We start from the raw sequence: 26807 nt of genomic DNA on the forward strand, positions 1-26807 counted from the left end.
ACAAAATGACCAGAACCCTTGAGGCACCGCCTGTGCAGGGCGAATGCGCATCAAGCCAGTTCTCTTTCTGGCGGTACCCGTTGTTGTGTTGTTTGTACGGTACGTGGGGCTCGGAAAACTAGAGAGTCATCATAGAAGGAAAAGTTCTGGTTTTGCAGGCACCAGTCCGGGATTCCCAATATGGGAATTGGTAGATAGGGCTTGTCGGCCAGATTGCAAGACTGTGTGCGCAGCTGTTCGCACAACCAGTCATCGGCCTCGGCCGGCGATGCCAGGCACGGCGCCTGCTGCGTCGGCACGCAGATCACATGCGCCGTGATGGCCTTGCGCGGCTGGACCAGCTTTTCCAGCAGGGCATGGCCTATGGGCAGGAAGCGCGCCTGCTCCCAAAGCGCCCGCCGGTCCACGAACAGCTCCTGCCAGCGCTTGTCGCGCAGCGCATCGCACAGGGCCTGAGGCGCCAGCAGCAGGCCGCCGTTCTCGTCCAGCACCGTGATCGAGTCGCGCAGGCGCCCGCGCTGCGCCCCCACGCCCTGGCGCGCGATCTCGGCCGCCTGCAATGCATTGAGCCGCTGCTTGAGCAGCGGCCAGTGCAGCCAGATCAGGCCGTTGAAGAAATCATGCAGATTGTCGCGAGTGGGAATGCAGCGCCGGCTGTGGATAAATGCCTCATAGGCCTGACCGACAGGCAGCTGCAGCTGATCGACGAACTGCCAGCCATGATCGCTCAGTGCCGAGGGCAGCCTGTGATTGAGCGCAAGGTACACAGGCATCCCTTTCGCAATGCGCTCCGCCATCGTCCGCCCGGCAGAAGCCAGACAGCTCAGCCAAGGGCGTGACCAGTCGATCGCTAAAAACTCCTCGGCATCGCTGGCACTCGACAGGCCCTGACATGCGGTGCGCAGCGGATTCATGCATTCCATGCCGCTATTTTGGCGGTGGCATTGCGGCCGAGGTACTCTGGGGCGATGCTGCCTTCTTCATGCGCTTGTCGCGCACGGCGACCCGCGAAGTGCCTTCATCCCGGAATTCAAATGCCTGAATTGCTGCCAGCAGCTTGCTCAAGGAAGGGTAGCCATAGTTGCGCGCATCAAAGGACAGCTTGTTGCCGATATGCGTGCCCAGCTTACCCACCAACGCCCACCCGGCTTCATCTTGGGTAGCCTTCACCGCATCCCGCAACATCGCCAGCAGCTTGGTGTTCTGGCGCAGCAAATTGGTCGGCACCGGCGCCGGAGTCGCCGGCTCCGCAGAGCTTGGTGCTTTTTCAAGGATGGCAGGCACGGCCGTCACAGCCGCGACAAGGCTGGCAGATGACTGTGGCAAAGCGTCCCCCGCATCTTCTTCCAACTCGCGGCGTTCGCTGCGGCTGACAATGCCGTCGCCCAGCTCCTTGAGCGCATCGAAATACAGGAAGCGCGAGCAGGCGTTGACGAAAGCCTTGGGCGTCTGCTCCGCCCCGAATCCATAGACGGCAGCGCCCTTGGCGCGCAAATGCATGACCAGCGGGGTGAAGTCGGCATCCGACGAGACGATGCCGAAGGCATCGGGCTTTTCGGTATAGAGCAGCTCCATGGCATCCACCGTCATGGCCATGTCGGTCGCGTTCTTGCCCTTGGAGTAATCGAACTGCTGCATGGGCCGCACGGCATATTCGAGCAGCTTGCTCTGCCAGCCATGCAGACCGGCCTTGGTCCAGTTGCCATAGGCACGGCGGATATTGATCAGGCCGAAGGTGGACAGCTCGGTCAATATCTCGTCAATCATCTCCGCGGGCGCGTTGTCCGCATCGATCAGCAAGGCAATCCTGGGCTGGACATCGTTGGGCATGCAATCTCCTGAGCGCTGTTTGGCCAAGCCTAACCGAGGCCTTGCGTAAAGCCAAATTAAAAAAGGAGCAGCTTGCGCAACTCCTTTCTTGATTTCAGACCGAAAACACCTTTGATTCAAGTGAACACAGGCGCTTACAGCTACTGTTTTTAATCCAGCATCTTCCAGGGCAAGGCTTCGCCAAAGCGCAGAGGCTTGAGCTGCGCACCTTCGCCGTATTCAAAGCTCACGGGAGGTGTCCAGCTTTCCTTGACCAGGGTGATGGTGTCGGTGTTGCGGGGCAGGCCGTAGAAATCGGCGCCGTTGAAGGAGGCAAAGGCTTCCAGCTTGTCCAGGGCGCCAACGCCGTCAAACACCTCCGCATACATCTCGATGGCGGCGTGGGCGCTGTAGCAGCCGGCGCAGCCGGTCGCGGCTTCCTTCAGGTGCGCGGCATGGGGAGCGCTGTCCGTGCCCAGGAAGAACTTGCTGCTGCCGCTGGTGGCGGCCTGCACCAGCGCCAGGCGATGGGTTTCTCGCTTCAGGACCGGCAGGCAGTAGAAGTGCGGACGCACGCCGCCCAGGAAGATGGCATTGCGGTTGAACAGCAAATGCTGGGGCGTGATGGTGGCCGCCAGGAAATCATCGGCTGCGGCCACGTACTCGGCGGCTTCCTTGGTCGTCACATGCTCCATGACGATCCTGAGCTCGGGGAAATCCTTGCGCAGAGGCTTGAGCTGCTGCTCGATGAACACGGCCTCGCGGTCGAACAGGTCGATGCTCTGATCGGTCACTTCACCGTGCACCAGCAGCACCAGGCCTTCGCGCTGCATGGCCTGCAGCGTCGGGTAGATCTTGCGCAGATCGGTCACGCCATGGTCGGAATTGGTCGTGGCACCTGCGGGGTACAGCTTGCAGGCCACCACGCCGGCCGCCTTGGCTCGCACGATTTCCTCGGGGCCCAGGTTGTCCGTCAGATACAGCGTCATCAGCGGCTGGAACCGGCTGCCTGCAGGCACGGCCGACAGAATGCGGGCGCGGTAGTCCGCTGCCATCTCCGCCGTGGTGACCGGGGGCTTGAGGTTGGGCATGATGATGGCACGGCCCATCTGGCGGGCCGTGTGCGGCACCACGCAGCGCATGGCATCGCCATCGCGCACATGCAAGTGCCAATCATCGGGGCGGGTAATCGTGATGGTCTGAGTCATGGCCGGTATTGTCCCATCTTCCCTGGCGGCAAGGTCGCACCCGACCCGCAAGAGCAGTGCTCCCACGACGGTCACAGGCTGTTGTCTCTGGCATTTGGCGCAGAAATCCTCAAGAATGAAGCCAAGGAGGAGGTCTTATGTCTGTTCCTCAAGCTCTGGCCGGCACACCTTTGCGCACCGACTTTCTCAGCGCCAGCGACGCTGCCCGGCTGGTCGCGCGCATCGGCATCACCCAGGTGCTGCGCCTGGTCAGCGAAGCCCTGGAGGCCGACTTCGGCCGCTGGCAGGACTTCGACAAAAGCGCGCGTACGGCCGCCCATTCCGCCAGCGGCGTGATCGAGCTAATGCCTGTGGCCGATGCACGGGACTACGCCTTCAAATACGTCAACGGCCATCCGCACAATCCGCGCCTGGGCCTGCCCACGGTGATGGCTTTCGGCGCGCTGGCCGATGTCGCCACCGGCATGCCGCGCTTTGTCAGCGAGCTGACGCTGACCACGGCCTTGCGCACCGCCGCCACATCGGCCATGGCCGCGCGCCATCTGGCGCGCGCCGGCAACCGCAGCATGGCGCTGATCGGCAACGGCTCGCAAAGCGAATTTCAGGCACTGGCCTTCATGGAACTGCTGGGCGTGCGCGAGCTGCGCCTGTTCGACATCGACCCGGCCGCCTCGCAAAAGCTGCTGCGCAACCTGCAGCCGTTCCTGCCCGGCTTTGGCGCCACGGCCATCGTCTGCACCGGCGTGCGCGATGCCGTGGCCGGCACGGATATCGTGACCACCGCCACCGCCGACAAGACCCGCGCCACCATCATCCCCGGCCATCTGCTGGAGCCCGGCATGCATATCAATGCCGTGGGCGGCGACTGCCCCGGCAAGACGGAGTTCGATGCCAGCGCCCTGCAGCGTGCACAGGTCTTTGTCGAATACGAGCCGCAGACGCGCATCGAAGGCGAGCTGCAACAGATGCCGGCCGACTTTGCCGTGACCGAGCTGTGGCGCGTGCTGCAGAAGCTGGCGCCGGGCCGGACATCGGACGCCCAGATCACCCTGTTCGACTCCGTGGGCTTCGCACTGGAGGACTACTCGGCGCTGCGCACCATGCACCGCCTGGCAGGCGAGGCGGGCCTGCTGTCGCAGATCGAGCTGGTGCCGGAGCTCGCCGACCCCAAGGATCTGTTTGCCATGGTGAGACAGGCATCGAGTCCTCAGTTCACCCATCTTGCGGCCCGTAAGACGGCCTGAAGCGGAGCGGCTTATGACACACACCTCGTGCACACTGATAGGTCTTCCCACCGATGTCGGCGCTTCGCGCCTTGGCGCCGCCATGGGGCCCGACGCCCTGCGCGTAGCCCAGCTCGGTCCGGCGCTTGAACGACTGGGCGTACAGGTCAGCGATCTGGGCAACCTGGCCGGCCCCGGCAATCCGCGTGGCGCGCGCGATGCCCAGGGCCTGCGCAATCTGGCCGAATGCCTGAGCTGGAACCAGATCGCCCATGACGCGGTACTGCAGGTGCTGCAGCAAAACCGGCTGCCCATGCTGCTGGGCGGCGACCACACGCTGGCCACGGGCTCCATCAGCGCCGTGGCCCGCCATTGCCGCGCCACGGGCAAGCAGCTGCGCGTGCTCTGGCTGGATGCCCATTCGGACTGCAACACCCCCGACAGTTCGCCCACGGGCAATCTGCACGGCATGCCGGTGTCAAGCCTGTGCGGACTGGGGCCGGCTCAGCTGGCTGCGCTGTCCGGGGCAACTCCCGCCCTGCCCGCCTCCTCGTTCTGCCAGATCGGGCTGCGCAGCGTGGACGAGAGCGAGAAGCACATGATCCGCGAGCTGGGGCTGGAGGTCTACGACATGCGCGCCATCGACGAGCTGGGCATGCGTGAAGTCATGCGCCGCGCGCTGGCCACCTTGCTGGGGCGCAACGACAGCGACGTCCATCTGCATCTGAGTTTCGACGTGGACTTTCTCGACCCCGACATCGCGCCCGGCACCGGCACGCCGGTACGCGGCGGCCCCACCTACCGCGAGGCCCAGCTGTGCATGGAAATGATTGCCGACACCGGCCGCCTTGCATCGCTGGACATCGTGGAGCTGAATCCGGCACTGGACCTGCGCAACCAGACGGCGGAGCTGGTGGTGGATCTGGTGCAAAGCCTGTTTGGCCAGAGCACGCTGATGCGCGAGCCTCGCGGCGTGCTGCAATGCTGAGCGACTCAGTCTGAGGCTGGCCCGAGGCCATGAAAAAAGGCGCTCCTGCGAGCGCCTTTTTTGCGGCTTGCCTGCGGCATCAATGCTGCAGGATCTTGTTGAGGAATTCCTTGGTACGCGGCTGGCGGTTTTCGGGATGGCCGAAGAACTCTTCCTTGCTGCAGTCTTCCAGAATCTTGCCGCCCACGTCCATGAAGATCACACGGCTGGCCACCTTGCGTGCAAAACCCATTTCGTGGGTCACGCACATCATGGTCATGCCTTCGTTGGCCAGGCCCATCATCACGTCCAGCACTTCGCCCACCATTTCCGGATCCAGCGCCGAAGTGGGTTCGTCGAACAGCATCACGATGGGGTCCATGGACAGCGCGCGCGCAATGGCCACGCGCTGCTGCTGGCCGCCGGAGAGCTGACCGGGGAACTTGTCCTTGTGAGCGGTCAGGCCCACGCGGTCCAGCATCTTGAGGCCACGGGTCTTGGCATCGGCCGCGCTGCGGCCCAGCACCTTCATCTGCGCGATGGTCAGGTTCTCCGTCACCGACAGATGGGGGAACAGCTCAAAGTGCTGGAACACCATGCCCACGCGGCTGCGCAGCTTGGGCAGATCGGTCTTGGGGTCGTGCACGGCCGTGCCGTCCACAAAGATCTCGCCCTTCTGGAAGGGCTCCAGCGCATTGATGGTCTTGATCAGCGTGGACTTGCCAGAGCCCGAAGGGCCGCACACCACCACCACCTCGCCCTTGTTGATATTGGTGGAGCAATCGGACAGCACCTGAAAGCTGCCGTACCACTTGGAAACGTTCTTGAGTTCAATCATTTTTCACTCCGACTTTTGTCAGTGATCCATCGCAGCGCCTGCAACGGGCTCGGTCAGGCCAGGGACGGCCAGCAAGGGCCGCCCCGCAGCCGAGGCCGTCGTCCCCCTTGAGGGGGAGGGCGCGAAGCGACTCAGGGGGTGTTTCATCGAATAATGGCGATCTTCTTGTGCAGACGCTTGACGAACCAAGACAGTGCAAAGCAGATCACAAAATAGGTCACGGCAGCCGCCAGATAGGACTCGATGGGTCGGCCAAAGTTCTTGCCGGCAATTTCGAAGCCCTTGAGCATGTCGTAGGCACCGATCGCATAGACCAGCGAAGTATCCTGGAACAGGATGATGGTCTGGGTCAGCAGCACGGGCAGCATGTTGCGGAAGGCCTGAGGCAGCACCACCAGACGCATGTTCTGACCATAGGTCATGCCCAGTGCCTGGCCCGCAAACACCTGTCCACGTGGAATGGACTGGATGCCGGCACGCATGATTTCAGAGAAATATGCGGCTTCGAAAGCCACGAAGGTGATGATGGCCGAAGTCTCCGCGCCGATGGGCTTGCCGATCAGCATGGGCATCAGCAGGAAGAACCACAGGATCACCATCACCAGCGGGATGGAGCGCATGCCGTTGACATAGATGGTGGCAGGCAGCTCCAGCCACTTCTTGCCCGAAAGGCGCATCAGCGCCAGCAAGGTGCCGAAGAAGATGCCGCCCAGCGTGGCGACCACCGTCAGGAACACGCTGAAATACAGCCCCTTCAGCACAAAGTTGCTGAACAGTTCCAACGAGAAAAACGACCAGTCGAGGTTGAGATTCATATCAGTGGCCTCCACCGCTGGCTGCAATCAGGCCGGGAACGCGGGAACGCTTCTCGATGAAGGCCATGATGCGGTTGATGATGAAGGCAGAAATCACATACAGACCGGTGACAGCCAGATAGATCTCGACGCCGCGCGCCGTTTCTTCCTGTGCCTGCATGGCGAACATGGTCAGCTCGGCCACTGACACGGCAAATGCCACGGACGAGTTCTTGAACACGTTCATGGCCTCGCTGGTCAGCGGCGGGATGATGATGCGAAACGCCATCGGCAGCAGCACATAGCGGTAGGTCTGGAAGGTCGTGAAACCCACGGCCATACCGGCGTAGCGCTGGCCTCGCGGCAGGGCCTGAATACCGGATCGCACCTGCTCGGCAATACGCGCCGAGGTGAAGAAACCGATGGCAAACACCACCAGCACAAAGCCCGGCAGGGACTTCATGGCCGGCACCATGGCGGGAATCACGTGATACCAGATGAACACCTGGACCAGCAAGGGAATATTGCGGAACAACTCCACCCAGGCATTGCCCAGGCGCACGATCCACGGACGGTCGGGCAAGGTACGCAAGGTACCGATGACTGCGCCCAGCACCAGGGCAATGACCAGCGACAGCAAGGCCACCGCCACGGTCCAGCCCCAGGCCGACATCATCCAGTCCAGATAGGTGATGTCACCGTTCTTGCCAAAACAACTCTGCCCGACCTCTTGGGTAATGGTGTCCTCACAGAACACCTGCCAATCCCAACTCATACGAGCACCTCTTTCATTCTCGGTTTATGAGGGCAAACGCTCACACCGGCCCTCGCAACAAAAAAGCCCCTTCTAACCGCTTGGCAGAAGGGGCGGTACACCTATTGGGCGGGATTACTTGACTTCGTAAGCTTCCATGGGCTTGTCGTTGGGGTGAGCCCACGCATCCTTGGTGGCAGCCGACAGCGGCAGGCCCACCTTCACGTTGTTGGGAGGAATGGGCTGCAGGAACCACTTGTCGTACAGCTTGGTCAGGGAGCCATCCTTGATCTGACGCACGATGGATTCGTCCACGGCCTTCTTGAAGGCGGGATCGTCCTTGCGCATCATGCAGGCGATGGGTTCCACCGACAGCACTTCACCCACGATCTTGTAATCGTTGGGGGCCTTGGACTTGGAGATGTTGGCGGCCAGGATGGAGCCGTCCATGATGAAGGCGTCGGCACGGCCGGTTTCCAGCATCAGGAAGCTGTCGGCGTGGTCCTTGCCCATGACTTCCTTGAAGGTCAGGCCGTCGGCGCGCTTGTTCTTGCGCAGGGTCTGCACGGAAGTCGTGCCCGTCGTGGTCACGATGGTCTTGCCGTTCAGGTCCTTGATGCCGGTGATGCCCGAGTTGGCACGGGTGGCGATACGCACTTCTTCCACATAGGTGGTGAAGGCGAAGGCTGCGTCCTTCTGACGAGCCGTGTTGTTGGTGGTGGAGCCGCACTCGATGTCCACGGTGCCGTTCTGCACCAGAGGAATACGGTTTTGCGAGGTCACGGGCTGGTACTTCACTTCCAGCGCTGTCAGGCCCAGTTGCTTCTGGATGTCCTTGAGGATGCGCTCACCCATTTCGGTATGGAAGCCCACATATTTGCCATTGCCCAGCGTATAGCCCAGGCCGGACGACTCACGCACGCCCAGAGTGACGCTGCCGGTGGACTTGATCTTGGCCAGGGTGTCATTGGCCTGTGCAAACACGGTGCCAGTTGCCAGTGCGGTTACGGCGATGGCCAACAAATGCTTCTTCATACGGATCTCCTATTGGTAAGGACCAAAAACGCTTGCCACTCCTTAACGCATCGCCCTTTGTGAGGGTGGACAGGTTGCGTTAACAAATGTACTGCACACATTGTGCAGTCATGAAGATGGCTGAATTGCAATCATTTCTAAGACTTTTCCCGTAGGGAATTCAGGAAGGCAACCACCTACTCACCGCCTCAATCTTGTGTTGCAAAGCAGCACCTCTTTTTGTGCAAGCTGCGAACTCTAATGCTTTCGTGATTTCACAAGCCAATGCCGATGGCAAAAATCCTTATGCGCAACTTGCATATTCAGTATTTACCCGATGCATAACATTAGGGTTTTCACCAGTAAAACACCCAAAATCACTCAAACCTGGTCACACAAGCAAGAAAAGGGCCAATTGGCCCTTTTGGAAGAAAAGCAACACTCGGTCGGGTTACACAGCCTTGACCTCGCCACCGGCAATCTCGCCCTGCTCCTTGAGGAAGTTCCAGAGCGCGGCAGCTCCTCCCTGGGGCGCATCGCCCGTGGGTTTTTCCCGATAGGCCCGCACCTCCATGTCCATCTGGAAACCGGTCACGCCCTCGGGCACGGCGCGCACCAGACGGCCGGACTCCAGCTCGCCACGCACCGCGCTATAAGGCAAAAAGGCCACGCCATGACCTTCAAGTGCCATGGCCTTGAGACCTTCGGCCATGTCGGTTTCATAGACACGCTCGAGGTGCACGGCCTCGGACGCTTCCTTGAGGATCAGCTCCGTCACGCGGCCCAGATAGGCGCCGGCGGCATAGCCCAGATAGGGCAGCGGCTGGCCCTGGCGGCCGGGCAGGGCAAAGATAGGGTTGCCGTTCTCGTCGGGCTTGGAGTAGGGAGCCAGCACCTCATGCCCCAAGCTCACCATTTCATAGCGCGAGGGGTCGAGCTGGAAAGGCTGGGAAGAGTGGTAGTAGGCGATCAGCAGATCGCAGCCGCCTTCCACGAGGCGCATCACCGCATCGTGAACATTGAGGGCGAACAGGCGGCTGCGGAAAGGGCCGAACTTCTCATGCACGGCCGACACCCAGTTCGGGAAGAACGTGAACGCCAGCGTATGTGGCACGGCAAAGCCCACCATGCCCTTGCCGGCACTGACGTGGGCACGCAGCATGGTCCGGGTGCTCTGCAGGGACTGCAGAATCTCCAGCGCCTGCTCGTACATGGTCTTGCCTGCTGGCGTCAGTCGCGTCGGGTACGAGCTTCTGTCGACCAGATCCGTGCCCGCCCAGGCCTCCAGTGCCTGGATGCGGCGCGAGAACGCAGGCTGCGTCACGTGACGCAACTGGGCCGAGCGGCTGAAACTGCGGGTTTCAGCAAGGCTGACAAAATCTTCAAGCCATTTGGTTTCCATAGACTCTCATTATCCGCTGCCCTGCACCAAAGCTGTGCAACGGAGGTAATCCTTGTTGGATGCTAAACGGGACACAGCACGGACTCGGCGCCAAGCCCGCCCTGCTCACCAGACCCTAGGGTAATGCCTGCTGCACGACGTAAGCCATGCGACATAGATACCTTGATAATATTTGCTCACATCTATCCGGTGTGTCTACTCGCTCCAAGCCATCCCGGTGCACAACGCCGTGAAGGTCAAGGAACAACATAAGGACTTACGCAGACAAGAATGCAACAACGGCCTGCCTCCTGAGGCAATCGTCTTGCCTGAACCCGTTTTGCGTAAGTCGTGAACATAAGGGCATTTTCATCGAGTGCGCGCGGATCACGCCATTCAGGCGAGCTGCCCTGACCCCTGTGTGTTTTTCTGACTTTCCGCGTTCATGTCCTCCACTCCTCCCGAGACCGATGGTGGCGCCGATACCGGCGCGCGCCCGGACGAGCCTCGCTCCCTGCGCATTGAAGACTGGCTGACCGTGATCATCATGGCCGCTCTGGCCCTGATCACCTTTGCCAATGTGCTGGTGCGCTATTTCACCAACTCCTCCTTTGCCTGGACCGAGGAAATCTCGGTCTTTCTGATGATCTTGCTGGCCCTGGTCGCAGGCTCTGCCGCCGTGGCGCGCAATCAGCATATCCGCATCGAGTTTTTCTCGGACAGCGGCTCCGTCCAGCGCCGCAAGGCTCTGGCCCGTTTCGGCTCGCTGATGGTGGCGCTGCTGTTTGCCATCATTGCCGTACTCAGCGTGCGCGTGGTCTGGGACGACTTCCGCTTCGAGGAAACCTCGCCCGGCATCGGCGTGCCGCAGTGGTGGTATTCGATCTGGCTGCCCGTGGTCTCGGCCCTGATCACGCTGCGCGCCGCCGGCCTGTTCATCCGCCAGGGCAAGCCCGGCGCCTTCCCTGACGAGCCCGTGGAAAAAGACCACAGCAAGGAGATCGCATGATCGCCACCTTGCTGTTCGTGGCCTTTCTGGGCCTGATGTTCATCGGCGTGCCCATAGGCGCGGCCCTCGGTCTGGCCGGTGCGGCCGCGATTGCCCTGGCCAATGCCGATACGCAGTGGTTCGGCCTGCTGGCCGTGCCGCAGAATTTCTATGCCGGGCTGGGCAAGTATCCGCTGCTGGCGATTCCCATGTTCGTGCTCGTGGGCTCCATCTTCGATCGCTCGGGCGTTGCCCTGCGGCTGGTGAACTTTGCCGTGGCCATCGTGGGCCGCGGCCCCGGCATGCTGCCGCTGGTGGCGATCGCCGTGGCCATGTTCCTGGGTGGCATCTCCGGCTCCGGACCGGCCAATGCGGCGGCCGTGGGCGGCGTGATGATTGCCGCCATGAGCCGCGCCGGCTATCCCAAGAGCTTCTCGGCCAGCGTGGTCGGAGCGGCCGCAGCGACGGACATTCTGATTCCGCCTTCGGTGGCTTTCATCATCTACTCGGTGCTGGTGCCCGGTGCTTCGGTACCGGCCCTGTTCGCGGCCGGCATGATTCCCGGTGTGCTGGCGGGTATCGCGCTCATCATTCCCGCCGTGTGGATGTCGCGCAAGCACAAGATGGGCGCGCTCGAAGCCTCCATGCCCCGCCCGCCGTTCTGGAAGAGCCTGCGCGAGGCCTCCTGGGGTCTGGCGGCTCCGGTGCTGATCCTGGGCGGCATGCGCATGGGCTGGTTCACCCCCACCGAGGCCGCCGTGGTTGCCGTGTTCTACGGGCTGTTCGTCGGCATGGTGATTCACCGCACCATCGGCGTGCGCGACCTCTTTCCGATTCTGCGCGAAGCGGGCGAGCTGTCGGCCGTGATCCTGCTGGTGGTGTCGCTGGCCGGCATTTTTGCCTTCTCGCTGTCCACCCTGGGCGTGATCGATCCGGTGGCCAATGCCATCGTGAATTCCGGTCTCGGCGAATATGGCGTGCTGGGTCTGCTGATCCTGCTGCTGATCACCGTGGGCATGTTCCTGGACGGCATCTCGATCTTCCTGATCTTTGTGCCGCTGCTGCTTCCCATCATGAATCACTACCAGTGGGACCCCGTCTGGTTTGGCGTGATCCTCACGCTCAAGGTGGCATTGGGCCAGTTCACGCCGCCGCTGGCCGTGAACCTGATGGTCAGCTGCCGCATCGCGGGCGTGCGCATGGAGTCCACCGTGCGCTGGGTGGGCTGGATGCTGCTGTCCATGTTCGTCGTGATGATTCTGGTCATTGCCTTCCCGCAGCTCGCTCTGTGGCTGCCCGCAAAGATGGGGTACTAGCACCCCTGAGCGGCTTTGCCGCTTCCCCTCTCTCTTCTGGAGGGGATGACACCAGCGCGGCGGGGCGGCCCTTGCGCGGTGTCTGCTGAGATGGGCCGTGCTTATTCAATGTGCAATGCATCTAACAAGCAAAGCATTTTTTCGTTTCTAAAAGGGAGACAAACCAAATGAAACTTCGTACCTTCCTCGCATCCGCCGTGGCGACAGCCGCCGCACTGGCTTTTGCATCGCCCATGGCCATGGCCCAGGCCAAGTACAAGAGCGAATACCGCATGTCTCTGGTGCTGGGCACGGCCTTCCCCTGGGGCAAGGGCGGCGAGCTGTGGGCCGACAAGGTGCGCGAACGCACCCAGGGCCGCATCAACATCAAGCTCTACCCCGGCACCTCGCTGGTGCAGGGCGACCAGACGCGTGAGTTCTCTGCGCTGCGCCAGGGCGTGATCGACATGGCCGTGGGCTCGACCATCAACTGGTCGCCCCAGGTCAAGTCGCTGAACCTGTTCTCCATGCCCTTCCTCTTCCCCAACTTCAAGGCCGTGGATGCCGTGACCCAGGGCGAAGTGGGCCAGGAAATCTTCAAGACCCTGGAAAAAGGCGGCGTCGTGCCTCTGGCCTGGGGTGAGAACGGATACCGCGAAATCTCCAACTCCAAGCACGCCATCAAGACGCCTGCCGACCTCAAGGGCATGAAGATCCGCGTCGTGGGCTCGCCCCTGTTCCTGGACACCTTCACGGCCCTGGGCGCCAACCCCACGCAGATGAGCTGGGCCGATGCCCAGCCAGCCATGGCCAGCGGCGCCGTGGACGGCCAGGAGAACCCCATCGGCGTGTACATGGCGGCCAAGCTGCAGTCCGTGGGTCAGAAGCATCTGACCATGTGGGGCTATATGAACGACCCGCTGATCTTCGTCGTCAACAAGGACGTCTGGGCCAGCTGGACGCCTGCCGACCAGGCCATCGTCAAGCAGGCCGCGCTGGATGCCGCCAAGGAAGAAATCGCCATTGCACGCAAGGGCCTGGTCGAGGCCGACAAGCCTCTGCTCAAGGACCTCGCCGGCCTCGGCGTGACGGTGACCACGCCTAACGCTGCCGAGCGCGAAGCCTTTGTCAAGGCCACCCGCCCCGTCTACGACAAGTGGAAGAGCCAGATCGGCGCACCACTGGTCGACAAGGCCGAAAAGGCCATTGCTGCCAGCCAGAAATAAGCTCCCCCTGAGCCGCTACACCTAGGCGGCCCCGCGGCTTCCCCCTCTCTCTTCGGGAGAGGGACGACACCCTCGCTGCGGGGCGGCCCTTGCTTGGTGTCACTGGTTTGGTCCGCGCCAGCTTCATGGCGCTGCAGATAGTAAAAATCCCCGCCAGAGCGATCTGCGCGGGGATTTCTTATTGCTATGCATATCGAAGCTGATAGCGCTTATTACCAAATGATTTCAATAAAGAAGTTATCTGAGATCCCTAAAAATCAAGCGCAAGCAGCTTTCAATTCAATAGCACTCAGATCGGCGAGACCAAGGGCTTGCCATCCAGATGGCAGCGCATATTGGCGATGAAGCGGTCCACCGAGTTCTGCACGGCCTCAGGCGACCAGCCGCCCACATGGGGCGTCAGCACCACGGCGTCCAGATCGATCAGCTCCTGCGGCGGCTGCGGCTCGCTTTCGTAGACATCCAGTCCGGCACCGGCCAGACGGCCTGCGCGCACGGCTTCGGCCAGCGCTGCGGTATCGACCACCGAGCCGCGCGCGATATTCACCAGCACGCCTTTTTCGCCCAACGCATCGAGCACCTCGGCATTGATCAGATGGCGCGTGCCCGCGCCACCCGGCGTGGCCACCAGCAGTACATCAGCCCAGGTGGCCAGCGCCAGCAGATCGTCGAAGTACTGGTGCTCGACACCCTCGCGGGGCTTGCGGTTGTGATAGCCGACGGGCATGTCGAAGGCGGCCGCGCGCCTGGCGATCTTGGCGCCGATCTGGCCCAGTCCCACGATGCCCAGGCGCTTGCCCGAGACATTGGCCGGCAGCGGCAGGGCCGAGCGCCAGATGCCGGCGCGCGTGGCCTTGTCCAGCTTGACGATGCCGCGCACCGCGGCGATCAGCAGGCCCATGGCGTGGTCGGCCACGCAGTCGTCGTTGGTGCCCACGCCGTTGCCGACGGCAATCCCGTGCGCCTTGGCATGGGCCACATCGATGTTCTCATAGCCCGCGCCCATGGCGCAGACCAGCGAAAGCCCGGGCATGCGCTGCATCTGCGCGGCCGACAGGCCCGTCGCACCAATCGTGCACACGCATTTCACGCGCGCGCCGTGGGCGGCGATTGCGGCCTCGGCCTGATCGGCATCGGGCGCATAGATCACATCAAAGTCGGCAAAGGTCTGCTCCATCTGCTGCAGATGGGCGGGGACCTGGAGATTCAGAACTAGCAGGGCAGGCTTCATGGCAGGAACACGGCGCTTTCATGGAAAACGCCTATTTTGAGCAGGCTGCGCCAGCCCTGCCCGCGCATGGTCAAAGCCTGCCCAATCAGCGGGTCACAGATCCAGCACCAGACGGCCGGACTTGGCTCGCGAGCAGCAAGGCAGGAACTGGTCGTTGGCCGCCTGCTCGTCTTCGGTCAGATACATATCGCGGTGATCGGGCTGGCCCGAGATGACGCGCGTCAGGCAGGTGCCGCAGACGCCCTGTTCGCACGAGGTCTGAACGCAGACGCCGATGGACTCCAGCGCCTGCACCACGGTCTGCGCCGGCGTGACGCGCACCACCTGGCCGCTGCTGGCGACCTCCACCTCGAAGCTCTCGTCGTCGGCGCGGTGCTCCACTTCGGCGGCAAAGAACTCGTAGTGCAGCTGCTCGGCAGGCCAGCCCGCCGCTCGCGCCGTGTCGAGCACGGCGTCCATGAAGCCCTTGGGTCCGCACACATACAGATGCTGACCCTGCTCTCTTTGCTGCAGCAATTCGCTCAAACCCAGCGACGACTTTCCATTCACGTCATCCACATGGATCTGCGCCTTGTCAGCCCATTGCGCAGTCTCGATGGTCTGGGCAAACGCCATGCGCTCGCGCGAGCGGCCACAGTAGTGCAAGGCGAACTCCGCACCGTCATGCGCCAGCTTGCGCGCCATGGCCAGAATCGGCGTGATGCCAATGCCGCCTGCCAGCAGCAAATGCTTGCGGGCCGGTGCATGCAGCTCGAAATGGTTGCGCGGGTGGCTGATGGTGATCTGCTGGCCGGCCTGCAGCTGCTCATGCACAGCCGCCGAGCCACCGCGCGAGGCGGGCTCGCGCAGCACGGCAATCACATAGCGATCCAGCTCGGCGGGATCGTTGCTCAGCGAATACTGGCGCACCAGCCCACCAGGCAGGTGCACATCGATGTGCGAGCCGGCGCTGAACGGCGCCAGTCTGGCGCCTTCCAGAGCCCGCAATTCCAGGCTGCAGATACCGGCTGCCTGCTCCTGCTTGTGCGCAATGCGCACCTCGAACGTGGTTTCAGTCTTCATCTCGGGTACTTCTCTTTTGCTTGTGCGTCGCTAGGCCACCGCCTGCGAGGCTTGCGCGCCGGCCTGGCGCAACCGCTCAATCACGCGCCGCGCACGGTTGGGCCCCACATCCACGTGGATATCCACCACGGCACGTGGACCAAACCGCTGCTGGTTGCGGAACTGGGCTTCGATGACCACCTTGTCTTCCTCGAAGGTGGCAGCCGTCTGATCGATCACCAGCTGTGTCGTGTCCTGCATCTGCGGATGCGGATTGGTCGCAATCGTCCAGAAGTAATGCGCGCTGGTCTCCGTCTCCGGCGTCACGCCGTGAAAGCCGCGCATATGGAATCCTTCGCGCGCCGGGTTGTCCAGTCTGTCCTGGCCCGCATCCATGGCACCGGTCCAGATGCGCACATGCGAGGGATGAAACTCCACTTCCTGCCAGCGGTCGATGCGGCCCTGAAAAGGCCAGGCCTGTGCATAAGTGGGTGGAGGGTCCGAATCCGGCATCCAGCGCACCACCTTCACGCTGTCCCCGTCCTGGCTGACCTTGAGATCCGCGTTCATATGCACGCGGGCGTTGCCGCCGATGGTCTTGAGGTGCACATAGCCCAGATGGCTCAGGTCCAGCAGGTTGTCGTGAATCAGCTGATACGGAGCGTCGTAGTGGTACACGCCACCCCCAAAACGATATTGCGGGTCGCTGTGCACGGCATAGGCCGGCGGCTCCGTGCCAGGCACGGAATCCGGTGTCGCGCCCATCCAGATCCAGAGAATCTGGTCGCGCTCGCGCAGCTCGAAGGACTTCACGCAGGCCTTGGCCGGAATCCGTTCCTGGCCCGGTATTTCGAGGCACTGCCCCTCATGGCTGAAGAGCAGGCCATGGTAGCCGCAGCGCAGACCCGCAGCTTCCACCGTGCCGCAGGACAGCGGCAGCTCGCGGTGGCAGCAGCGATCCTCAAGCGCCGCGACCCGGCCATCTTCCGTGCGGAACAGGACCACCGGCTGACCCAGCAAGGTACGCGCCACCGGCAGGTCCTTCAGTTCCCAGGCAAAGCCCGCGACGTACCATTGGTCCAGCGGAAAGGCAGGCGCGGCTGCGCTCATGGTGTGAGAAATCTGGTTCATCGAAGTCTCCCTGGTCAATGAGCGGCCACTGTTTCGGACGTGGCGCGCCTGTGCGCGACCTGCGGGCCGGCAATGCGGTGCATGGACACGATGACGGCAGCCAGGACAAACGCCATGCCATAACCCAGGTACAGCTGATCGGGCGACCAGGCCGCATCCAGCAGGCCGCCAGCCACCAGCGGCGACACAATCGCCCCGATGCGACCGATGCCGATGCCCCAGCCCACGCCGGTGGCGCGCACATCGCTGCCGTAGACCACCGGCGCAATCGCATAGAGGCCGGCCACGCAGGCATTCACGAACACGCCGATCAGGAAGGCCAGCGTGTACGACATCCACAGCGCACCGGAGCTGCCCACCAGAAAGCACAGCAGCACTGCCGTCACCAGCATGAAGACCGCCAGCGCACGGTGAATCGCAAAGCGCGCCGCCAGCAGACCCAGCAAGGTCGCGCCCAGAATGCCGCCAAGGCTCAGCAGCACGCCCGTGGTCACGCCCTGCTCGGGCGTCAGGCCCGAGGCCGCCAGCAGCTTGGGAGTCCAGCTCATCACGAAATAGAAGCCGAACATCACCGAGAAGAAGGACAGCCAGACCAGCACCGTGGGGCGCAGCAGCTTGGGAGACAGCAGCTGCAAAGGCCCCATGCGCTTGCTTTCACCGCTGCCTGCCACCACGGCCTGAGGCAGGGAGCCCAGTGCGGGCAGGCCCATCTTGCGGATCAGTGCGTTGAGACGCTGCAGCGCATTGGCGGGCCGCTTGACCAGCAGAAAGTCCATTGACTCCGGCAAGGCAAACCAGGCCAGAACCAGTACCGCCAGCGTGGAAAAGCCGCCAAACATGAAGACGGAGCGCCAGCCATGGTGCGCGAGCAGCCAGACCGCGATACTGCCGCCGATGGTCGCGCCCAGCGCATAGCCGGTCGATTGCAGCGTGACCGCCAGACTGCGCCAGCGCAGCGAGGCATATTCGCTGGCAATCACGTTGCTGCACGCCAGAATGCCGCCCACGCCCAGGCCCGTGATCACGCGCAGCACCGCAAGCTGCGCCGGCGTCTGGCTCCAGGCCGAAGCCAGCATGCCCAGCCCGGACACGGCCAGGCACAGCAGGATCAGGGGACGGCGCCCCAGCTTGTCGGCCAGGGGCGCCAGCAGCAGCGAACCTGCGGCCATGCCGAAGAGGCCGGCACTGAGCAAAAAGCCCAGCTCCGAGCCGCTGAGCTTCCAGTGCCCGGACACCGCCGAAGCCGTGAAGGCCATCACCAGCACGTCAAAGCCATCAATCATGTTCAGGGCCATGCATACCGCGATGACCGACCATTGGAAGGTCGTCATGGGCCGCTGGTCCAGATGCGCGCGCAAATCCTGTTCCATCGTTGTCTCCTTGTTTTTTATCATTCATTCAGCATACTGAATCACATTCAGTTTACTGAATGAACTCTTGATCCAGCACAAGTGAATTCCCTAGTCGTGCCGGTTCACCGCCGGCGCTGGCCGGCTTGATCGTGGTGAAGCCGCCGAGCCAGAACGGGCTGCTAGCCGTTGATCACGGCTTGCTCGCCGGCTTCAGTGCTGTCGTGCAACTGCACGAACTTGCGCAGCAGACGCTTGAACTCCGCCTGCTCCTCGGGCTCCAGCGCGGAAAGCATGCGCTGCTGCAGCTCGTAGACATTGGGCACAAACGCGGCCAGCATGGCTTCGCCCTCGGTGGTCAGACTCAAACGGCGCTGACGCCTTGGCAGCAGCTCGCGATGAATCCAGCCCTTGCTTTCCAGACGCGCAGCGATATCGGCCGTGGTCGAGTTGTCCAGCGCGACAAGACGCGCCAGCGTCACCTGGTCGATGCCCGGAGACTCTTGCAGCATGCGCAGGATGGCGTATTGAACCGGCGTCACATCGGGGCCCAGCACTTCTCGAAACAGCAGCGCAGCAATCTGCTGGGCGCGTCGAATCAGATGACCTGGCTGGTCGTAGAGATCCAGGGAAAGCGGGTTGGGTGTGGTGGGCGATTCCATGCAGCAGCGTAGCAAGGGCAGCGCTGACTATGGACAGCGCTGACTCCGATTCGGGGAGCTGCAAGATTACTCCATCTAAAGACATGATCTGCCCCTGTCTGCCGCCGCTCAAGCCAGCGCCGCAACGCCCGACTCGTTTTTTTCCTCGTCGATCAGGCGCTCGATGATCTTGCGCGACTGCACGCCGCCGGCATCGATATTGAGCTTGAGCAGCTGACGCTGCGGATAGTCCTCGAGATTGCGCTGCTGCAGCTCCAGCATCTCCAGGTCTTCGCTGAAGATCTTGTGCTGGCCCTGCTTGATGGCTGCCGTCACCGATGCATCGCCGGGGTTGAACTTGCGCGCCATGCCCCAGAAGTACCACATGCTGCCATCGGTCTCGGGCGTGATGAAGTCCACCACCATGCTGTAGACCTTGTGCTCGTCCGCGGCGTCATAACCGCCCTTGCCGGCATGTGCCACACCCACCTCGATCAGCACATGGCTGGGAGGGGTGAAGCGGCAGACCTGCCAGCGGTCCACAGGCACGTCATCGGCCAGACCATTGCTGCGCAGAGCCATCTTCCAGAACGGAGGCGCCTCGATGTTCTCCATGAAGCGGCTGGTGACCACTTCGCTGTCGCCTATGACTTCAGTCTTGCAGGGCGTCTCGTCGATCTCGGCCTGACCGATGCTGCTGGCATGCACATAGGTCTCATGGGTCAGGTCCATGAGGTTGTCGATCATCAGGCGATAGTCGGCCTTGATGTGGAACAGGCCGCCGTCATAGGCCCACTCGGGGCTGTCATGCCATTGGAGATCCGGGATCAGCGCTGCATCGGCCGCATCCTTGTCGCCCGGCCATACCCAGACAAAGCCGTAACGCTCTTCCACCGGATAGCTCTTGATGGCAGGAAAGCCGCGCACGCGCTGGCCGGGCATGGCAACCGTCCTGCCGTCACAGCCCATCTCCAGCCCGTGATAGCCACAGACCAGCTTGCCTTCGCAGACGCGGCCCAGTGACAGCGGTGCACCACGATGCGGACAGAAGTCTTCGACGGCGGCCATCTTGCCTTCCAGGGCGCGGTAGAAAACCATGCGCTCGCCACAGATCTGGCGCCCCAGCGGCTTGTCCGTGACCTCGGCTGCGGTGGCCGCCACATACCATGTGTTGCGGGGATAAATGGCTTGTTCCTGATGGTTCATCGTGGATGTCTCCTTGTATTTATCGGTCGGGGGTTCTGATCCGGGCGCAGCCTGCGGCGCGGCAGCCCGGCCCTCAGCGGCTGGCGCGAATCAGTTGCGCACCGGGTACGCGTGTGGTCTCGGGCGAGCGCATGGCTTCGCGCAGATTGCGCCGCGCAATGCGCGAGTGCTCTTTCATCAGCGCCTCGGCACGCGCGCCTTCGCGGTGCTCGATAGCGTCAATCACTTCACGGTGCTGCTCCTGGGCCAGGATCAGGCTGCGAAGCGCGCGCGGAGACTCGGAGTCGGCCACCACAAAGCCCGAGGGGGAGGCAAAGGGCAGACGCTTGACCCGCTCCAGCTCGCGCTGCATGAAGCTGCTGCCCGACATCTCCAGCAGGATGTCGTGAAATTCGGAGTTCAAGGCCACATAGGCGGAAAACGCTTCGTCGCCCCAGTTCTGGGCATCCAGCACACGGTCGATGGCATCGAGACAGCGCGTGGCCCGCACCAGCAGGGCTTCATCCACCCCGCGCTCGGCTGCCATGCGCGCCGCCAGACCTTCCAGCGTGCCGCGCAGCTCGATGGCGTCCGACACATCGGCTTCGGACAGCACGCGCACCTTGTAGCCGCGCCCGCCAGCCGTGGCTTCCAGCATGCCCTCCTGCTCCAGCCGCATCAGCGCTGCACGTATGGGAGTACGGGAGATACCCAGACGCTCGGCCAGCACCAGCTCGGAGATGCGCTCGCCGGCTGCCATCTCGCCGGCAAGAATCATTTCGCGCAGCTGCAGCTGCGCCTTCACGACCTGGGAATGGTTTTCTTCCGCTGCAGCAGCGGTGGCAATGGAGGGTGGCATGTCTCGCGGGGCAATTAGTTCTTGGTAGACGGAAGAAATGTATACATAAAAATCAAAAAATCAGCGATTAAATGGCAAATACAAGGGTAAGCACCTATCAACATGTATACATATCAGCAAAGCAGTCAAAAAGAAAGCCACCCGAAGGTGGCTTATCAAACGTCTGGCGAAAGGTGACCGCAGTCAGGCGGGAATCTCCGATGACTCCGCCTGGTTGAGCTGCATATTCCACATGCTGGAGTAACGTCCTCCGGCGGCCAGCAGCTCCTCGTGCGTGCCGCGCTCGATGATGCGGCCGCTGTCCATGACCAGGATTTCATGCGCTTCGACCACGGTGGACAGGCGGTGGGCAATGACCAGAGAGGTCTTGCCCTGCGCCGCGCTGCGCAGCTCGTTCTGGATGGCACGCTCGTTGGCGCTGTCCAGTGCCGAAGTCGCCTCGTCGAAGATCAGAATCGGCGGATTCTTGAGCAGGGTGCGCGCGATGGCCACACGCTGCTTTTCACCGCCCGAGAGCTTGAGGCCGCGCTCGCCCACTCGCGTGGCATAGCCCTGGGGCGTGCGCTCGATGAAGTCATGGATGCGTGCGGCCTTGGCCGCTGCAACCACCTGCTCCTGCGTGGCGCCCGGTTGCCCATAGGCAATGTTGTAGGCCACCGTGTCGTTGAACAGCACCGTGTCCTGCGGAACGATGCCCACGCAGTGCCGCACGCTGCTCTGGGTCACCGTGCGGATGTCCTGCCCGGCAATGCGCACATGACCGCCCTGCACGTCATAGAAGCGAAACAGCAGACGCGCCAGCGTGCTCTTGCCCGAACCCGAGGGCCCGACCACGGCCACGGTCTTGCCTGCAGGAATGGTGAAGCTCACATCGTGCAGGATGGGGCGCGCGCTATCGTAGGCGAACTGCACATTCTCGAATCGCACTTCGGGCGGAGGATTGTCGATCTGCAAGGGCTGGGCGCCTGGCGCATCGGACACTTCGCGCTCCTTGTCCATAAGCGTGAACATGCGGTTCAGGTCGGTCAGGCTCTGCTTGATCTCGCGGTAGATGACGCCCAGGAAATTCAGCGGGATGTACAGCTGAATCATGAAGGCGTTGATCATGACCAGATCGCCCAGCGTCAGCCTGCCGTCGACCACGCCCTGCGTGGCCCGCCACAGAATGGCCACCAGCGCAGCACCTATGATGAGCTGCTGGCCGCAGTTGAGCACGGACAGCGTGGTCTGGCTCTTGAGCCGCACGCGGCGCAGGTTTTCGAGGTTCTCGTCATAGCGTGCGGACTCGAACTGCTCGTTGTTGAAGTACTTGACGGTCTCGTAATTCAGCAACGAGTCAATGGCCTTGGTATGGGCCGCCGACTCCTGGGCATTGGCCTCTTTTCTGAAGCGGGTGCGCCATTCCGTCACGGTAACCGTGAAGCCGATATAGAACACCAGCGCCGCCAGCGTGATAACGGCAAACCAGATGTCGAAACGCACGGCCAGAATGCCCAGCACCAGGGCCATCTCAATCAGCGTGGGCAGTATGGAGTAGAGCGAATACGAGATCAGCGACTCGGTGCTGCGCACGCCGCGCTCGATGTCGCGCGTCATGCCACCGGTCTGACGCTCCAGATGAAAACGCAGGCTCAGGGCATGCAGATGCTCGAAGGTCGACAGCGCGATCGAGCGCGATGCGCCCTGCGTGGCCTTGGAAAAGACCAGATCCCGCAACTCGGTGAACATGGTGGAGGAAAAGCGCAGCAATCCATAGGCCGCCAGCAGACCCACGGGGACCACCAGCACGGCCTGCGCCTGCCCGGGCTTGATATCCAGCGCATCGACCAGATGCTTGAGCAAGATGGGCACGCCCACGTTGGCCAGCTTGGCGCAGATCATGAACACCAGCGCTGCCAGCGCATGCCATTTGTAGCGCCAGATATAGGGAAAGAGGCGACGCAGTGTGGCGCCGTCTGACTGGTTTGCCGCTACTGCGGCTTCTTCAGGGGTTGCAGGTAACTGTGAACGCATTGTGGGGCTGTGTCGCCCTGCTGGCAGTCGGAGCCGCGGTAGAGGGCGTCTATTTCTATGACGGGAATCTGGGTACCTGCTAATTCTGCCTGTCCCGTCACTTTCGCGCTCACCCAGACCAGGGTGAAGGGCTGCAGCAACTGTCTGTCATACGGGCCAGCACCGCAGGCCTTGAAGAAGCTGGCCTCGCGCGGCCATGACAGAAACCCCTGCTCATTGAAACCGGCATGCAGCAGAACCATGCCATCGCGCTGCTCGCTGACGGCCTTAAGAACATGTTGACGATCTCTACGCAGCCGCGTTGGAGCGCAATCGGGATGAGTTCGAAGCGATGGCTCGCCGCTTGCACCGGGGTGCAAGCAAGAGACAGTGTGCAGAAATCGCCCGATTTCGCGCCAACCCTGCGGGAAAGCGGCTTTGCGCACGCCCGGTCAGGGGCAGTCTGCAAGGCCTGCCGCGGAGACAGCTTGCTGAACGCCCCCCAGTGCCGCTGCACCGGTCAAGGGCTCCGGATGGCAAGATGGCTGCATGGCCTGTACCAGCGGCTTAATCGGCGTTGTGGAGACACGTCGCCGCTTCCCGACATTGGGGCTTTTACCGGATGGCTGCTGCAGGCCGTCAGCATGACACTCAGGCATCCACAGATCCACCACAAACACCGTCCCATAGTTACCCCCTACTTACTTGCCCGAACCGTCGCTAGTGGCTTTCTCCCGTTGACATGGTAGAAACCCGATGTTGAGGGACAATTACACCTTTACATTCGTGTCACAGATTTCCATGCCCCCCCGTTCGCCCGACCTTCCCAGCGTTGCCCTGCCCGCCGACAAGGAACTGGTTCTCAAAGTCGTGCCCATGCCTGCCGATGTCAATGCCAATGGCGACATCTTCGGTGGCTGGGTCATGGCGCAGGTGGACCTGGCAGGCTCGGTGCTGCCGCAGCGCATCAGCCACACCCGCATGGTGACCGTGGCCGTCAACGAATTCATCTTCAAGCAACCCGTGCGCGTGGGCGACATTCTGTCCTTTTACGCTGGCGTGCAGCATGTAGGCCGCACCTCGGTCGCTGTGGATGTGGAGGTCTTTGCCGAGCGTTTTTCCGACCAGGGCAAATATGTGAAGGTGACCGAAGCCCGTCTGACCTATGTGGCCATTGATGCCACCGGCAAGCCCCAGTCTCTGCCGGATACCGAGCAGACGCGCGCCTGGCGCGAAAAAATCCAGGCTCAGGCGGCCGCCAAGAGCTGATCCACGCCATCGCCCATGAAAAAAGCGACCTCTGAAGGTCGCTTTTTTCATGGGCTGTGCGCAGAGATTCAGGCGACTGCAGCGCTACCCGAGGTTTCACTGCTGCTGGCTGCAGCCGTCGCCGTGCTGGCGGCACTGCTCTTGCTCCAGGCCGAAGCGGAGGTGCTGCCGGCACTGCTATTGCTGGAGCTGGTTCCTGCCTCGATCTGGCCTGTCAGCTCCCCGCCCTCTTCGATCACCACCTTGCCATAGCGGATCTTGCCGCTGACCTTGCCAGAGCCATAGATCACCAGCTTTTCACGGACGGTGAGCGAGCCGTCGAACTTGCCATGGATTTCTGCGATATCGATCTCGGCCGTGCCATGAAACGCCCCCTGCTCGGCGATCTTGATGACGCGGGAATTCATGGTCGCCTCGACCGTTCCTTCCACCACCAGGGTGTCGCAGTCCGTGATCTCCACGCCCTTGAGCTTGATGTTGGGGCCGACGGTAAGCTTGCTGCCACCGCTTTCCTCTGCCACAGGCGCAGCGGGGGCCGCAGAGGCGCGCATGGAGCTGGAAGGCGCCGAGCCAAGGCCTGCACTGCTCAAAGAGCTGGCACTCGATGTCGCAGCGCTATTCGCTGTCGAAAGCCCGGTGACGGAATTGCGTGGAGGAAAGCTATCGTTTTCACGTTTGCCGAAAAACGGGTTTTGCACAGCCATGGCAGGAATCTCCTAGTCAGAAAACGCCATCCTATGCAGCATAAGCAGCAACATTTGCCCTTATCTCGCAATAACGGTAAGCAAAGCTTTCACAAGTTTCAGTTACTTGCATGCATTGCCTGATCTCACACAATGAAAGATCTGGCTGCATCCGGGCAAGCGTTCACTTGCCTTGTTTTTACGCATTTCGATCTCTACCCCATATTTCGCAGGCGCCAGACGCTCTCTTTTCTGAACAGCGTCAAGAGACGATATAGGCGGCCGTGCCGGTAGACAGCAACTCGCCGTCCACGGACAGAAACTCCATCTGGGTATTCGCCACCCGTGAGCCCAGGCGCAGCACTCTGGCGGTGAGCAGAAACTCCTTGCCGATTCCGGGGCGCATATAGTCCACACGCAGATCGATCGTTCCCAGCCGGGAAAACCGATGCAGTCTTTGCGCCGGCGTATCGTCCATATGCTTGGCCGCAATGGCCGCCATCACAGCCAGTCCGCCCATGGAGTCCAGGCCGGCGCTGATCACGCCGCCATGAATGCGCTGGTAGGCCGAATGTCCGATCAGATCAGGACGCATGGCGATATGCCCCTGCACCAGCGTCGGCGTGATCTCGCCGATCTTCAGACCGATCGTCTGATTGAAGGCCACGCGCGTTTCAAAGATCTCGCGCAAGCCGGAGATGAACTCAGGCTCGAACTGAATGGACTCGGCAGCCTCCTGCGCTGAGTTGCGGGATGGTACGGACCTGGATGTCATAGGCAACCCTGAAAAATTGGTCAAAGAAAAATCGCCCGACAAGGGGCGATTTTCAGAACGGCACAGGTGCAGGACGGCAAAGCTGGCCTGGATTCGGCAACTGCCGGAATCCGGGTGGCGTTTTTGGCGAAACCGCCACCCATCGCTGCGCTCATCTTGCTGCCGCAATGTCTGACTTCAGCATTGGCTGAAGTCAGGGTGGCGTTTTTGGCGAAACCGCCACCCATCGCTGCGCTCATCTTGCTGCCGCAATGTCTGACTTCAGCATTGGCTGAAGTCAGGGTGGCGTTTTTGGCGAAACCGCCACCCATCGCTGCGCTCGTCTTGCTGCCGCAATGTCTGACTTCAGCATTGGCTGAAGTCAGGGTGGCGTTTTTCCATGAAGGCTGTCAGGGCTTCCTTGGCCGCGGGCTCACGCAGCATGCGGGCGAAGACCGCGCCCTCTTCCACAATACGCTCGCCCACTGCCTTGGCCTGACCGCCCTTCATCAGGCGCTTGGTCTCGATCAGCGAGGACAGGGGTTTGCGCGCCAGCTTTCTGGCCTGGGCCTGAGCCACGGCATTGCATTCGCTGGGAGGCACCACGCGGTTGATCAGACCCACCTCCAGTGCGGCTTCCGCCATGAATGGCTCGCCCAGCAGCAAGGCCTCGGCGGCACGGTGGTAGCCCAGCATCTGGGGCAGAAGCAGGCTGGAAGCGGCTTCAGGGCATACGCCCAGGTTGATGAAGGGCAGCGAGAACGCGGCGTTGTCGCCGGCATAGACCAGATCGCAGTGCAGCAGCAGCGTCGTGCCGATGCCCACGGCCGGGCCGCAGACCGCAGCAATCAGCGGCTTGGGAAAGGCCGAGACCTCCTGCAGAAAACGCCACACGGGGGCATCAGCCCCCATGGCGTCGGGGGTGGCCGCCTGCTTCAGGAAGTCCGCAATATCGTTGCCTGCGCTGAAGATGGCGATATCGCCCTGAAACACCACCACGCGCACGCCTGCGTCGAGCTTGGCGGCCGCCAGTGCATCCGCCATCTGTCTGTACATGGCCTCGGTGAAGGAGTTCTTCTTCGCCGCGCGGTTGAAGGTGATGGTGCACACGCCCTCTTCGGTGTGTACCAGGATGTCCTGGCTATCCTCGGTATTGCTCATGGTCTTGCCTTGTG

General features: G+C 62.1%; 27 protein-coding genes. 6 read left to right on the forward strand and 21 right to left on the reverse strand.

Features of this window, described 5'->3' with window-relative positions; genetic code table 11:
- Window positions 1-50 precede the first annotated feature (50 nt).
- The 3 genes from O987_RS23950 to pyrC form a co-directional block, all read right to left on the reverse strand.
- The gene (locus tag O987_RS23950; protein ID WP_419177849.1) at window positions 51-773 is read right to left on the reverse strand and encodes a DUF3025 domain-containing protein; all 723 of its coding nucleotides are present in this window, start codon (window positions 771-773) and stop codon (window positions 51-53) included.
- Between the two features lie 154 nt (window positions 774-927).
- Window positions 928-1830 (reverse strand): NYN domain-containing protein, encoded by a 903-nt coding sequence (locus O987_RS23955; RefSeq protein ID WP_003051124.1) that lies wholly within the window; start codon window positions 1828-1830, stop codon window positions 928-930.
- Between the two features lie 149 nt (window positions 1831-1979).
- Window positions 1980-3026 carry a dihydroorotase gene (pyrC, locus tag O987_RS23960; protein WP_043376934.1) on the reverse strand — a complete coding sequence of 349 codons (1047 nt, stop codon included), beginning with the start codon at window positions 3024-3026 and terminating at the stop codon, window positions 1980-1982.
- Window positions 3027-3154: 128 nt separating this feature from the next.
- On the opposite strand from pyrC, the gene O987_RS23965 reads away from it, so the two are divergent.
- Together O987_RS23965 and rocF are read left to right on the forward strand one after the other, a co-directional pair.
- Window positions 3155-4261: an ornithine cyclodeaminase gene (locus O987_RS23965; RefSeq protein WP_003051122.1), complete on the forward strand. Its 1107-nt coding sequence runs from the start codon at window positions 3155-3157 to the stop codon at window positions 4259-4261.
- 13 nt (window positions 4262-4274) lie between these two features.
- Window positions 4275-5228 (forward strand): arginase, encoded by a 954-nt coding sequence (rocF, locus tag O987_RS23970; protein ID WP_003051121.1) that lies wholly within the window; start codon window positions 4275-4277, stop codon window positions 5226-5228.
- Window positions 5229-5307: 79 nt separating this feature from the next.
- Here rocF and O987_RS23975 read toward each other — a convergent pair whose 3' ends face one another.
- The 5 genes from O987_RS23975 to O987_RS23995 all read right to left on the reverse strand — a co-directional run bounded on the left by O987_RS23975 (window position 5308) and on the right by O987_RS23995 (window position 10009).
- Entirely contained in the window at window positions 5308-6045 is a 738-nt protein-coding gene (locus tag O987_RS23975; RefSeq protein ID WP_003051120.1) for an amino acid ABC transporter ATP-binding protein, read from the reverse strand.
- A 143-nt stretch (window positions 6046-6188) separates the two neighbouring features.
- Complete coding sequence (locus O987_RS23980) at window positions 6189-6860, reverse strand: amino acid ABC transporter permease (protein WP_003051118.1); 672 nt, start codon at window positions 6858-6860, stop codon at window positions 6189-6191.
- A 1-nt stretch (window position 6861) separates the two neighbouring features.
- A complete protein-coding gene (locus O987_RS23985) occupies window positions 6862-7614 on the reverse strand; it encodes an amino acid ABC transporter permease (protein ID WP_003051116.1) in 753 nt (250 codons plus the stop codon).
- A gap of 114 nt (window positions 7615-7728) precedes the next feature.
- Window positions 7729-8628, reverse strand: coding sequence for a transporter substrate-binding domain-containing protein (locus O987_RS23990; RefSeq protein ID WP_003051113.1), 900 nt, complete (start codon window positions 8626-8628; stop codon window positions 7729-7731).
- Between the two features lie 430 nt (window positions 8629-9058).
- Window positions 9059-10009, reverse strand: coding sequence for a LysR substrate-binding domain-containing protein (locus O987_RS23995; RefSeq protein WP_003051111.1), 951 nt, complete (start codon window positions 10007-10009; stop codon window positions 9059-9061).
- Between the two features lie 424 nt (window positions 10010-10433).
- Between O987_RS23995 and O987_RS24000 the strand changes: the two genes are divergently transcribed.
- The 3 genes from O987_RS24000 to O987_RS24010 all read left to right on the forward strand — a co-directional run bounded on the left by O987_RS24000 (window position 10434) and on the right by O987_RS24010 (window position 13497).
- The gene (locus O987_RS24000; protein ID WP_043375220.1) at window positions 10434-10997 is read left to right on the forward strand and encodes a TRAP transporter small permease; all 564 of its coding nucleotides are present in this window, start codon (window positions 10434-10436) and stop codon (window positions 10995-10997) included.
- Window positions 10994-12292 (forward strand): TRAP transporter large permease, encoded by a 1299-nt coding sequence (locus O987_RS24005; RefSeq protein WP_043008640.1) that lies wholly within the window; start codon window positions 10994-10996, stop codon window positions 12290-12292. The genes O987_RS24000 and O987_RS24005 overlap by 4 nt, the downstream gene beginning before the upstream one ends.
- Before the next feature lie 167 nt (window positions 12293-12459).
- Window positions 12460-13497 carry a DctP family TRAP transporter solute-binding subunit gene (locus tag O987_RS24010; RefSeq protein WP_043008642.1) on the forward strand — a complete coding sequence of 346 codons (1038 nt, stop codon included), beginning with the start codon at window positions 12460-12462 and terminating at the stop codon, window positions 13495-13497.
- Between the two features lie 289 nt (window positions 13498-13786).
- Here the strand turns inward: O987_RS24010 and O987_RS24015 are convergent, their stop codons facing one another.
- From O987_RS24015 to O987_RS28505, 9 genes are all read right to left on the reverse strand, one after another.
- Complete coding sequence (locus tag O987_RS24015) at window positions 13787-14728, reverse strand: 2-hydroxyacid dehydrogenase (RefSeq protein WP_043375223.1); 942 nt, start codon at window positions 14726-14728, stop codon at window positions 13787-13789.
- Between the two features lie 93 nt (window positions 14729-14821).
- The gene (locus O987_RS24020) at window positions 14822-15790 is read right to left on the reverse strand and encodes a PDR/VanB family oxidoreductase (protein ID WP_043375226.1); all 969 of its coding nucleotides are present in this window, start codon (window positions 15788-15790) and stop codon (window positions 14822-14824) included.
- Window positions 15791-15820: 30 nt separating this feature from the next.
- Entirely contained in the window at window positions 15821-16900 is a 1080-nt protein-coding gene (locus O987_RS24025) for a Rieske 2Fe-2S domain-containing protein (RefSeq protein WP_043375228.1), read from the reverse strand.
- A gap of 14 nt (window positions 16901-16914) precedes the next feature.
- Window positions 16915-18270 (reverse strand): MFS transporter, encoded by a 1356-nt coding sequence (locus tag O987_RS24030; protein WP_003051096.1) that lies wholly within the window; start codon window positions 18268-18270, stop codon window positions 16915-16917.
- Window positions 18271-18431: 161 nt separating this feature from the next.
- Window positions 18432-18911, reverse strand: coding sequence for a MarR family winged helix-turn-helix transcriptional regulator (locus O987_RS24035; RefSeq protein WP_003051093.1), 480 nt, complete (start codon window positions 18909-18911; stop codon window positions 18432-18434).
- A gap of 108 nt (window positions 18912-19019) precedes the next feature.
- Window positions 19020-20096 carry an aromatic ring-hydroxylating oxygenase subunit alpha gene (locus O987_RS24040; protein ID WP_003051091.1) on the reverse strand — a complete coding sequence of 359 codons (1077 nt, stop codon included), beginning with the start codon at window positions 20094-20096 and terminating at the stop codon, window positions 19020-19022.
- A 73-nt stretch (window positions 20097-20169) separates the two neighbouring features.
- On the reverse strand, window positions 20170-20934 hold the full coding sequence (locus O987_RS24045; RefSeq protein WP_003051088.1) for a GntR family transcriptional regulator: 765 nt from the start codon (window positions 20932-20934) through the stop codon (window positions 20170-20172).
- Window positions 20935-21117: 183 nt separating this feature from the next.
- Complete coding sequence (locus O987_RS24050; RefSeq protein WP_043375232.1) at window positions 21118-22947, reverse strand: ABCB family ABC transporter ATP-binding protein/permease; 1830 nt, start codon at window positions 22945-22947, stop codon at window positions 21118-21120.
- Window positions 22905-23189: a hypothetical protein gene (locus O987_RS28505; RefSeq protein WP_003051085.1), complete on the reverse strand. Its 285-nt coding sequence runs from the start codon at window positions 23187-23189 to the stop codon at window positions 22905-22907. Before O987_RS28505 ends, O987_RS24050 begins: the two co-directional genes overlap by 43 nt.
- Before the next feature lie 538 nt (window positions 23190-23727).
- Here O987_RS28505 and O987_RS24060 point away from each other — a divergent pair.
- A complete protein-coding gene (locus O987_RS24060) occupies window positions 23728-24195 on the forward strand; it encodes an acyl-CoA thioesterase (RefSeq protein WP_029158370.1) in 468 nt (155 codons plus the stop codon).
- A 68-nt stretch (window positions 24196-24263) separates the two neighbouring features.
- Here O987_RS24060 and O987_RS24065 read toward each other — a convergent pair whose 3' ends face one another.
- The 4 genes from O987_RS24065 to O987_RS24075 form a co-directional block, all read right to left on the reverse strand.
- Window positions 24264-24899 carry a bactofilin family protein gene (locus tag O987_RS24065; RefSeq protein ID WP_043375239.1) on the reverse strand — a complete coding sequence of 212 codons (636 nt, stop codon included), beginning with the start codon at window positions 24897-24899 and terminating at the stop codon, window positions 24264-24266.
- A gap of 241 nt (window positions 24900-25140) precedes the next feature.
- Window positions 25141-25653, reverse strand: a complete 513-nt coding sequence (locus O987_RS24070; RefSeq protein ID WP_003051074.1) for a thioesterase family protein — start codon at window positions 25651-25653, stop codon at window positions 25141-25143.
- 20 nt (window positions 25654-25673) lie between these two features.
- Entirely contained in the window at window positions 25674-25964 is a 291-nt protein-coding gene (locus O987_RS28980; protein ID WP_144244969.1) for a hypothetical protein, read from the reverse strand.
- Between the two features lie 34 nt (window positions 25965-25998).
- Window positions 25999-26793 (reverse strand): enoyl-CoA hydratase, encoded by a 795-nt coding sequence (locus O987_RS24075; protein WP_043375241.1) that lies wholly within the window; start codon window positions 26791-26793, stop codon window positions 25999-26001.
- Window positions 26794-26807: the final 14 nt, after the last annotated feature.

Origin of the sequence: Comamonas testosteroni TK102, from assembly GCF_000739375.1 — a bacterium.
Lineage (GTDB): Bacteria > Pseudomonadota > Gammaproteobacteria > Burkholderiales > Burkholderiaceae_C > Comamonas > Comamonas brasiliensis.

Excerpts from the sequence above, each read along its gene's own strand:
- O987_RS23950 (WP_419177849.1), bottom strand. The coding sequence starts at position 773 with ATGCCTGTGTACCTTGCGCTCAATCACAGGCTGCCCTCGGCACTGAGC.
- O987_RS23955 (WP_003051124.1), bottom strand. The coding sequence starts at position 1,830 with ATGCCCAACGATGTCCAGCCCAGGATTGCCTTGCTGATCGATGCGGAC.
- O987_RS23965 (WP_003051122.1), top strand. The coding sequence starts at position 3,155 with ATGTCTGTTCCTCAAGCTCTGGCCGGCACACCTTTGCGCACCGACTTT.
- rocF (WP_003051121.1), top strand. The coding sequence starts at position 4,275 with ATGACACACACCTCGTGCACACTGATAGGTCTTCCCACCGATGTCGGC.
- O987_RS23975 (WP_003051120.1), bottom strand. The coding sequence starts at position 6,045 with ATGATTGAACTCAAGAACGTTTCCAAGTGGTACGGCAGCTTTCAGGTG.
- O987_RS23980 (WP_003051118.1), bottom strand. The coding sequence starts at position 6,860 with ATGAATCTCAACCTCGACTGGTCGTTTTTCTCGTTGGAACTGTTCAGC.
- O987_RS23985 (WP_003051116.1), bottom strand. The coding sequence starts at position 7,614 with ATGAGTTGGGATTGGCAGGTGTTCTGTGAGGACACCATTACCCAAGAG.
- O987_RS23990 (WP_003051113.1), bottom strand. The coding sequence starts at position 8,628 with ATGAAGAAGCATTTGTTGGCCATCGCCGTAACCGCACTGGCAACTGGC.
- O987_RS23995 (WP_003051111.1), bottom strand. The coding sequence starts at position 10,009 with ATGGAAACCAAATGGCTTGAAGATTTTGTCAGCCTTGCTGAAACCCGC.
- O987_RS24000 (WP_043375220.1), top strand. The coding sequence starts at position 10,434 with ATGTCCTCCACTCCTCCCGAGACCGATGGTGGCGCCGATACCGGCGCG.
- O987_RS24005 (WP_043008640.1), top strand. The coding sequence starts at position 10,994 with ATGATCGCCACCTTGCTGTTCGTGGCCTTTCTGGGCCTGATGTTCATC.
- O987_RS24010 (WP_043008642.1), top strand. The coding sequence starts at position 12,460 with ATGAAACTTCGTACCTTCCTCGCATCCGCCGTGGCGACAGCCGCCGCA.
- O987_RS24015 (WP_043375223.1), bottom strand. The coding sequence starts at position 14,728 with ATGAAGCCTGCCCTGCTAGTTCTGAATCTCCAGGTCCCCGCCCATCTG.
- O987_RS24020 (WP_043375226.1), bottom strand. The coding sequence starts at position 15,790 with ATGAAGACTGAAACCACGTTCGAGGTGCGCATTGCGCACAAGCAGGAG.
- O987_RS24025 (WP_043375228.1), bottom strand. The coding sequence starts at position 16,900 with ATGAACCAGATTTCTCACACCATGAGCGCAGCCGCGCCTGCCTTTCCG.
- O987_RS24030 (WP_003051096.1), bottom strand. The coding sequence starts at position 18,270 with ATGGAACAGGATTTGCGCGCGCATCTGGACCAGCGGCCCATGACGACC.
- O987_RS24035 (WP_003051093.1), bottom strand. The coding sequence starts at position 18,911 with ATGGAATCGCCCACCACACCCAACCCGCTTTCCCTGGATCTCTACGAC.
- O987_RS24040 (WP_003051091.1), bottom strand. The coding sequence starts at position 20,096 with ATGAACCATCAGGAACAAGCCATTTATCCCCGCAACACATGGTATGTG.
- O987_RS24045 (WP_003051088.1), bottom strand. The coding sequence starts at position 20,934 with ATGCCACCCTCCATTGCCACCGCTGCTGCAGCGGAAGAAAACCATTCC.
- O987_RS24050 (WP_043375232.1), bottom strand. The coding sequence starts at position 22,947 with ATGCGTTCACAGTTACCTGCAACCCCTGAAGAAGCCGCAGTAGCGGCA.
- O987_RS28505 (WP_003051085.1), bottom strand. The coding sequence starts at position 23,189 with ATGGTTCTGCTGCATGCCGGTTTCAATGAGCAGGGGTTTCTGTCATGG.
- O987_RS24060 (WP_029158370.1), top strand. The coding sequence starts at position 23,728 with ATGCCCCCCCGTTCGCCCGACCTTCCCAGCGTTGCCCTGCCCGCCGAC.
- O987_RS24065 (WP_043375239.1), bottom strand. The coding sequence starts at position 24,899 with ATGGCTGTGCAAAACCCGTTTTTCGGCAAACGTGAAAACGATAGCTTT.
- O987_RS24070 (WP_003051074.1), bottom strand. The coding sequence starts at position 25,653 with ATGACATCCAGGTCCGTACCATCCCGCAACTCAGCGCAGGAGGCTGCC.
- O987_RS28980 (WP_144244969.1), bottom strand. The coding sequence starts at position 25,964 with ATGGGTGGCGGTTTCGCCAAAAACGCCACCCTGACTTCAGCCAATGCT.
- O987_RS24075 (WP_043375241.1), bottom strand. The coding sequence starts at position 26,793 with ATGAGCAATACCGAGGATAGCCAGGACATCCTGGTACACACCGAAGAG.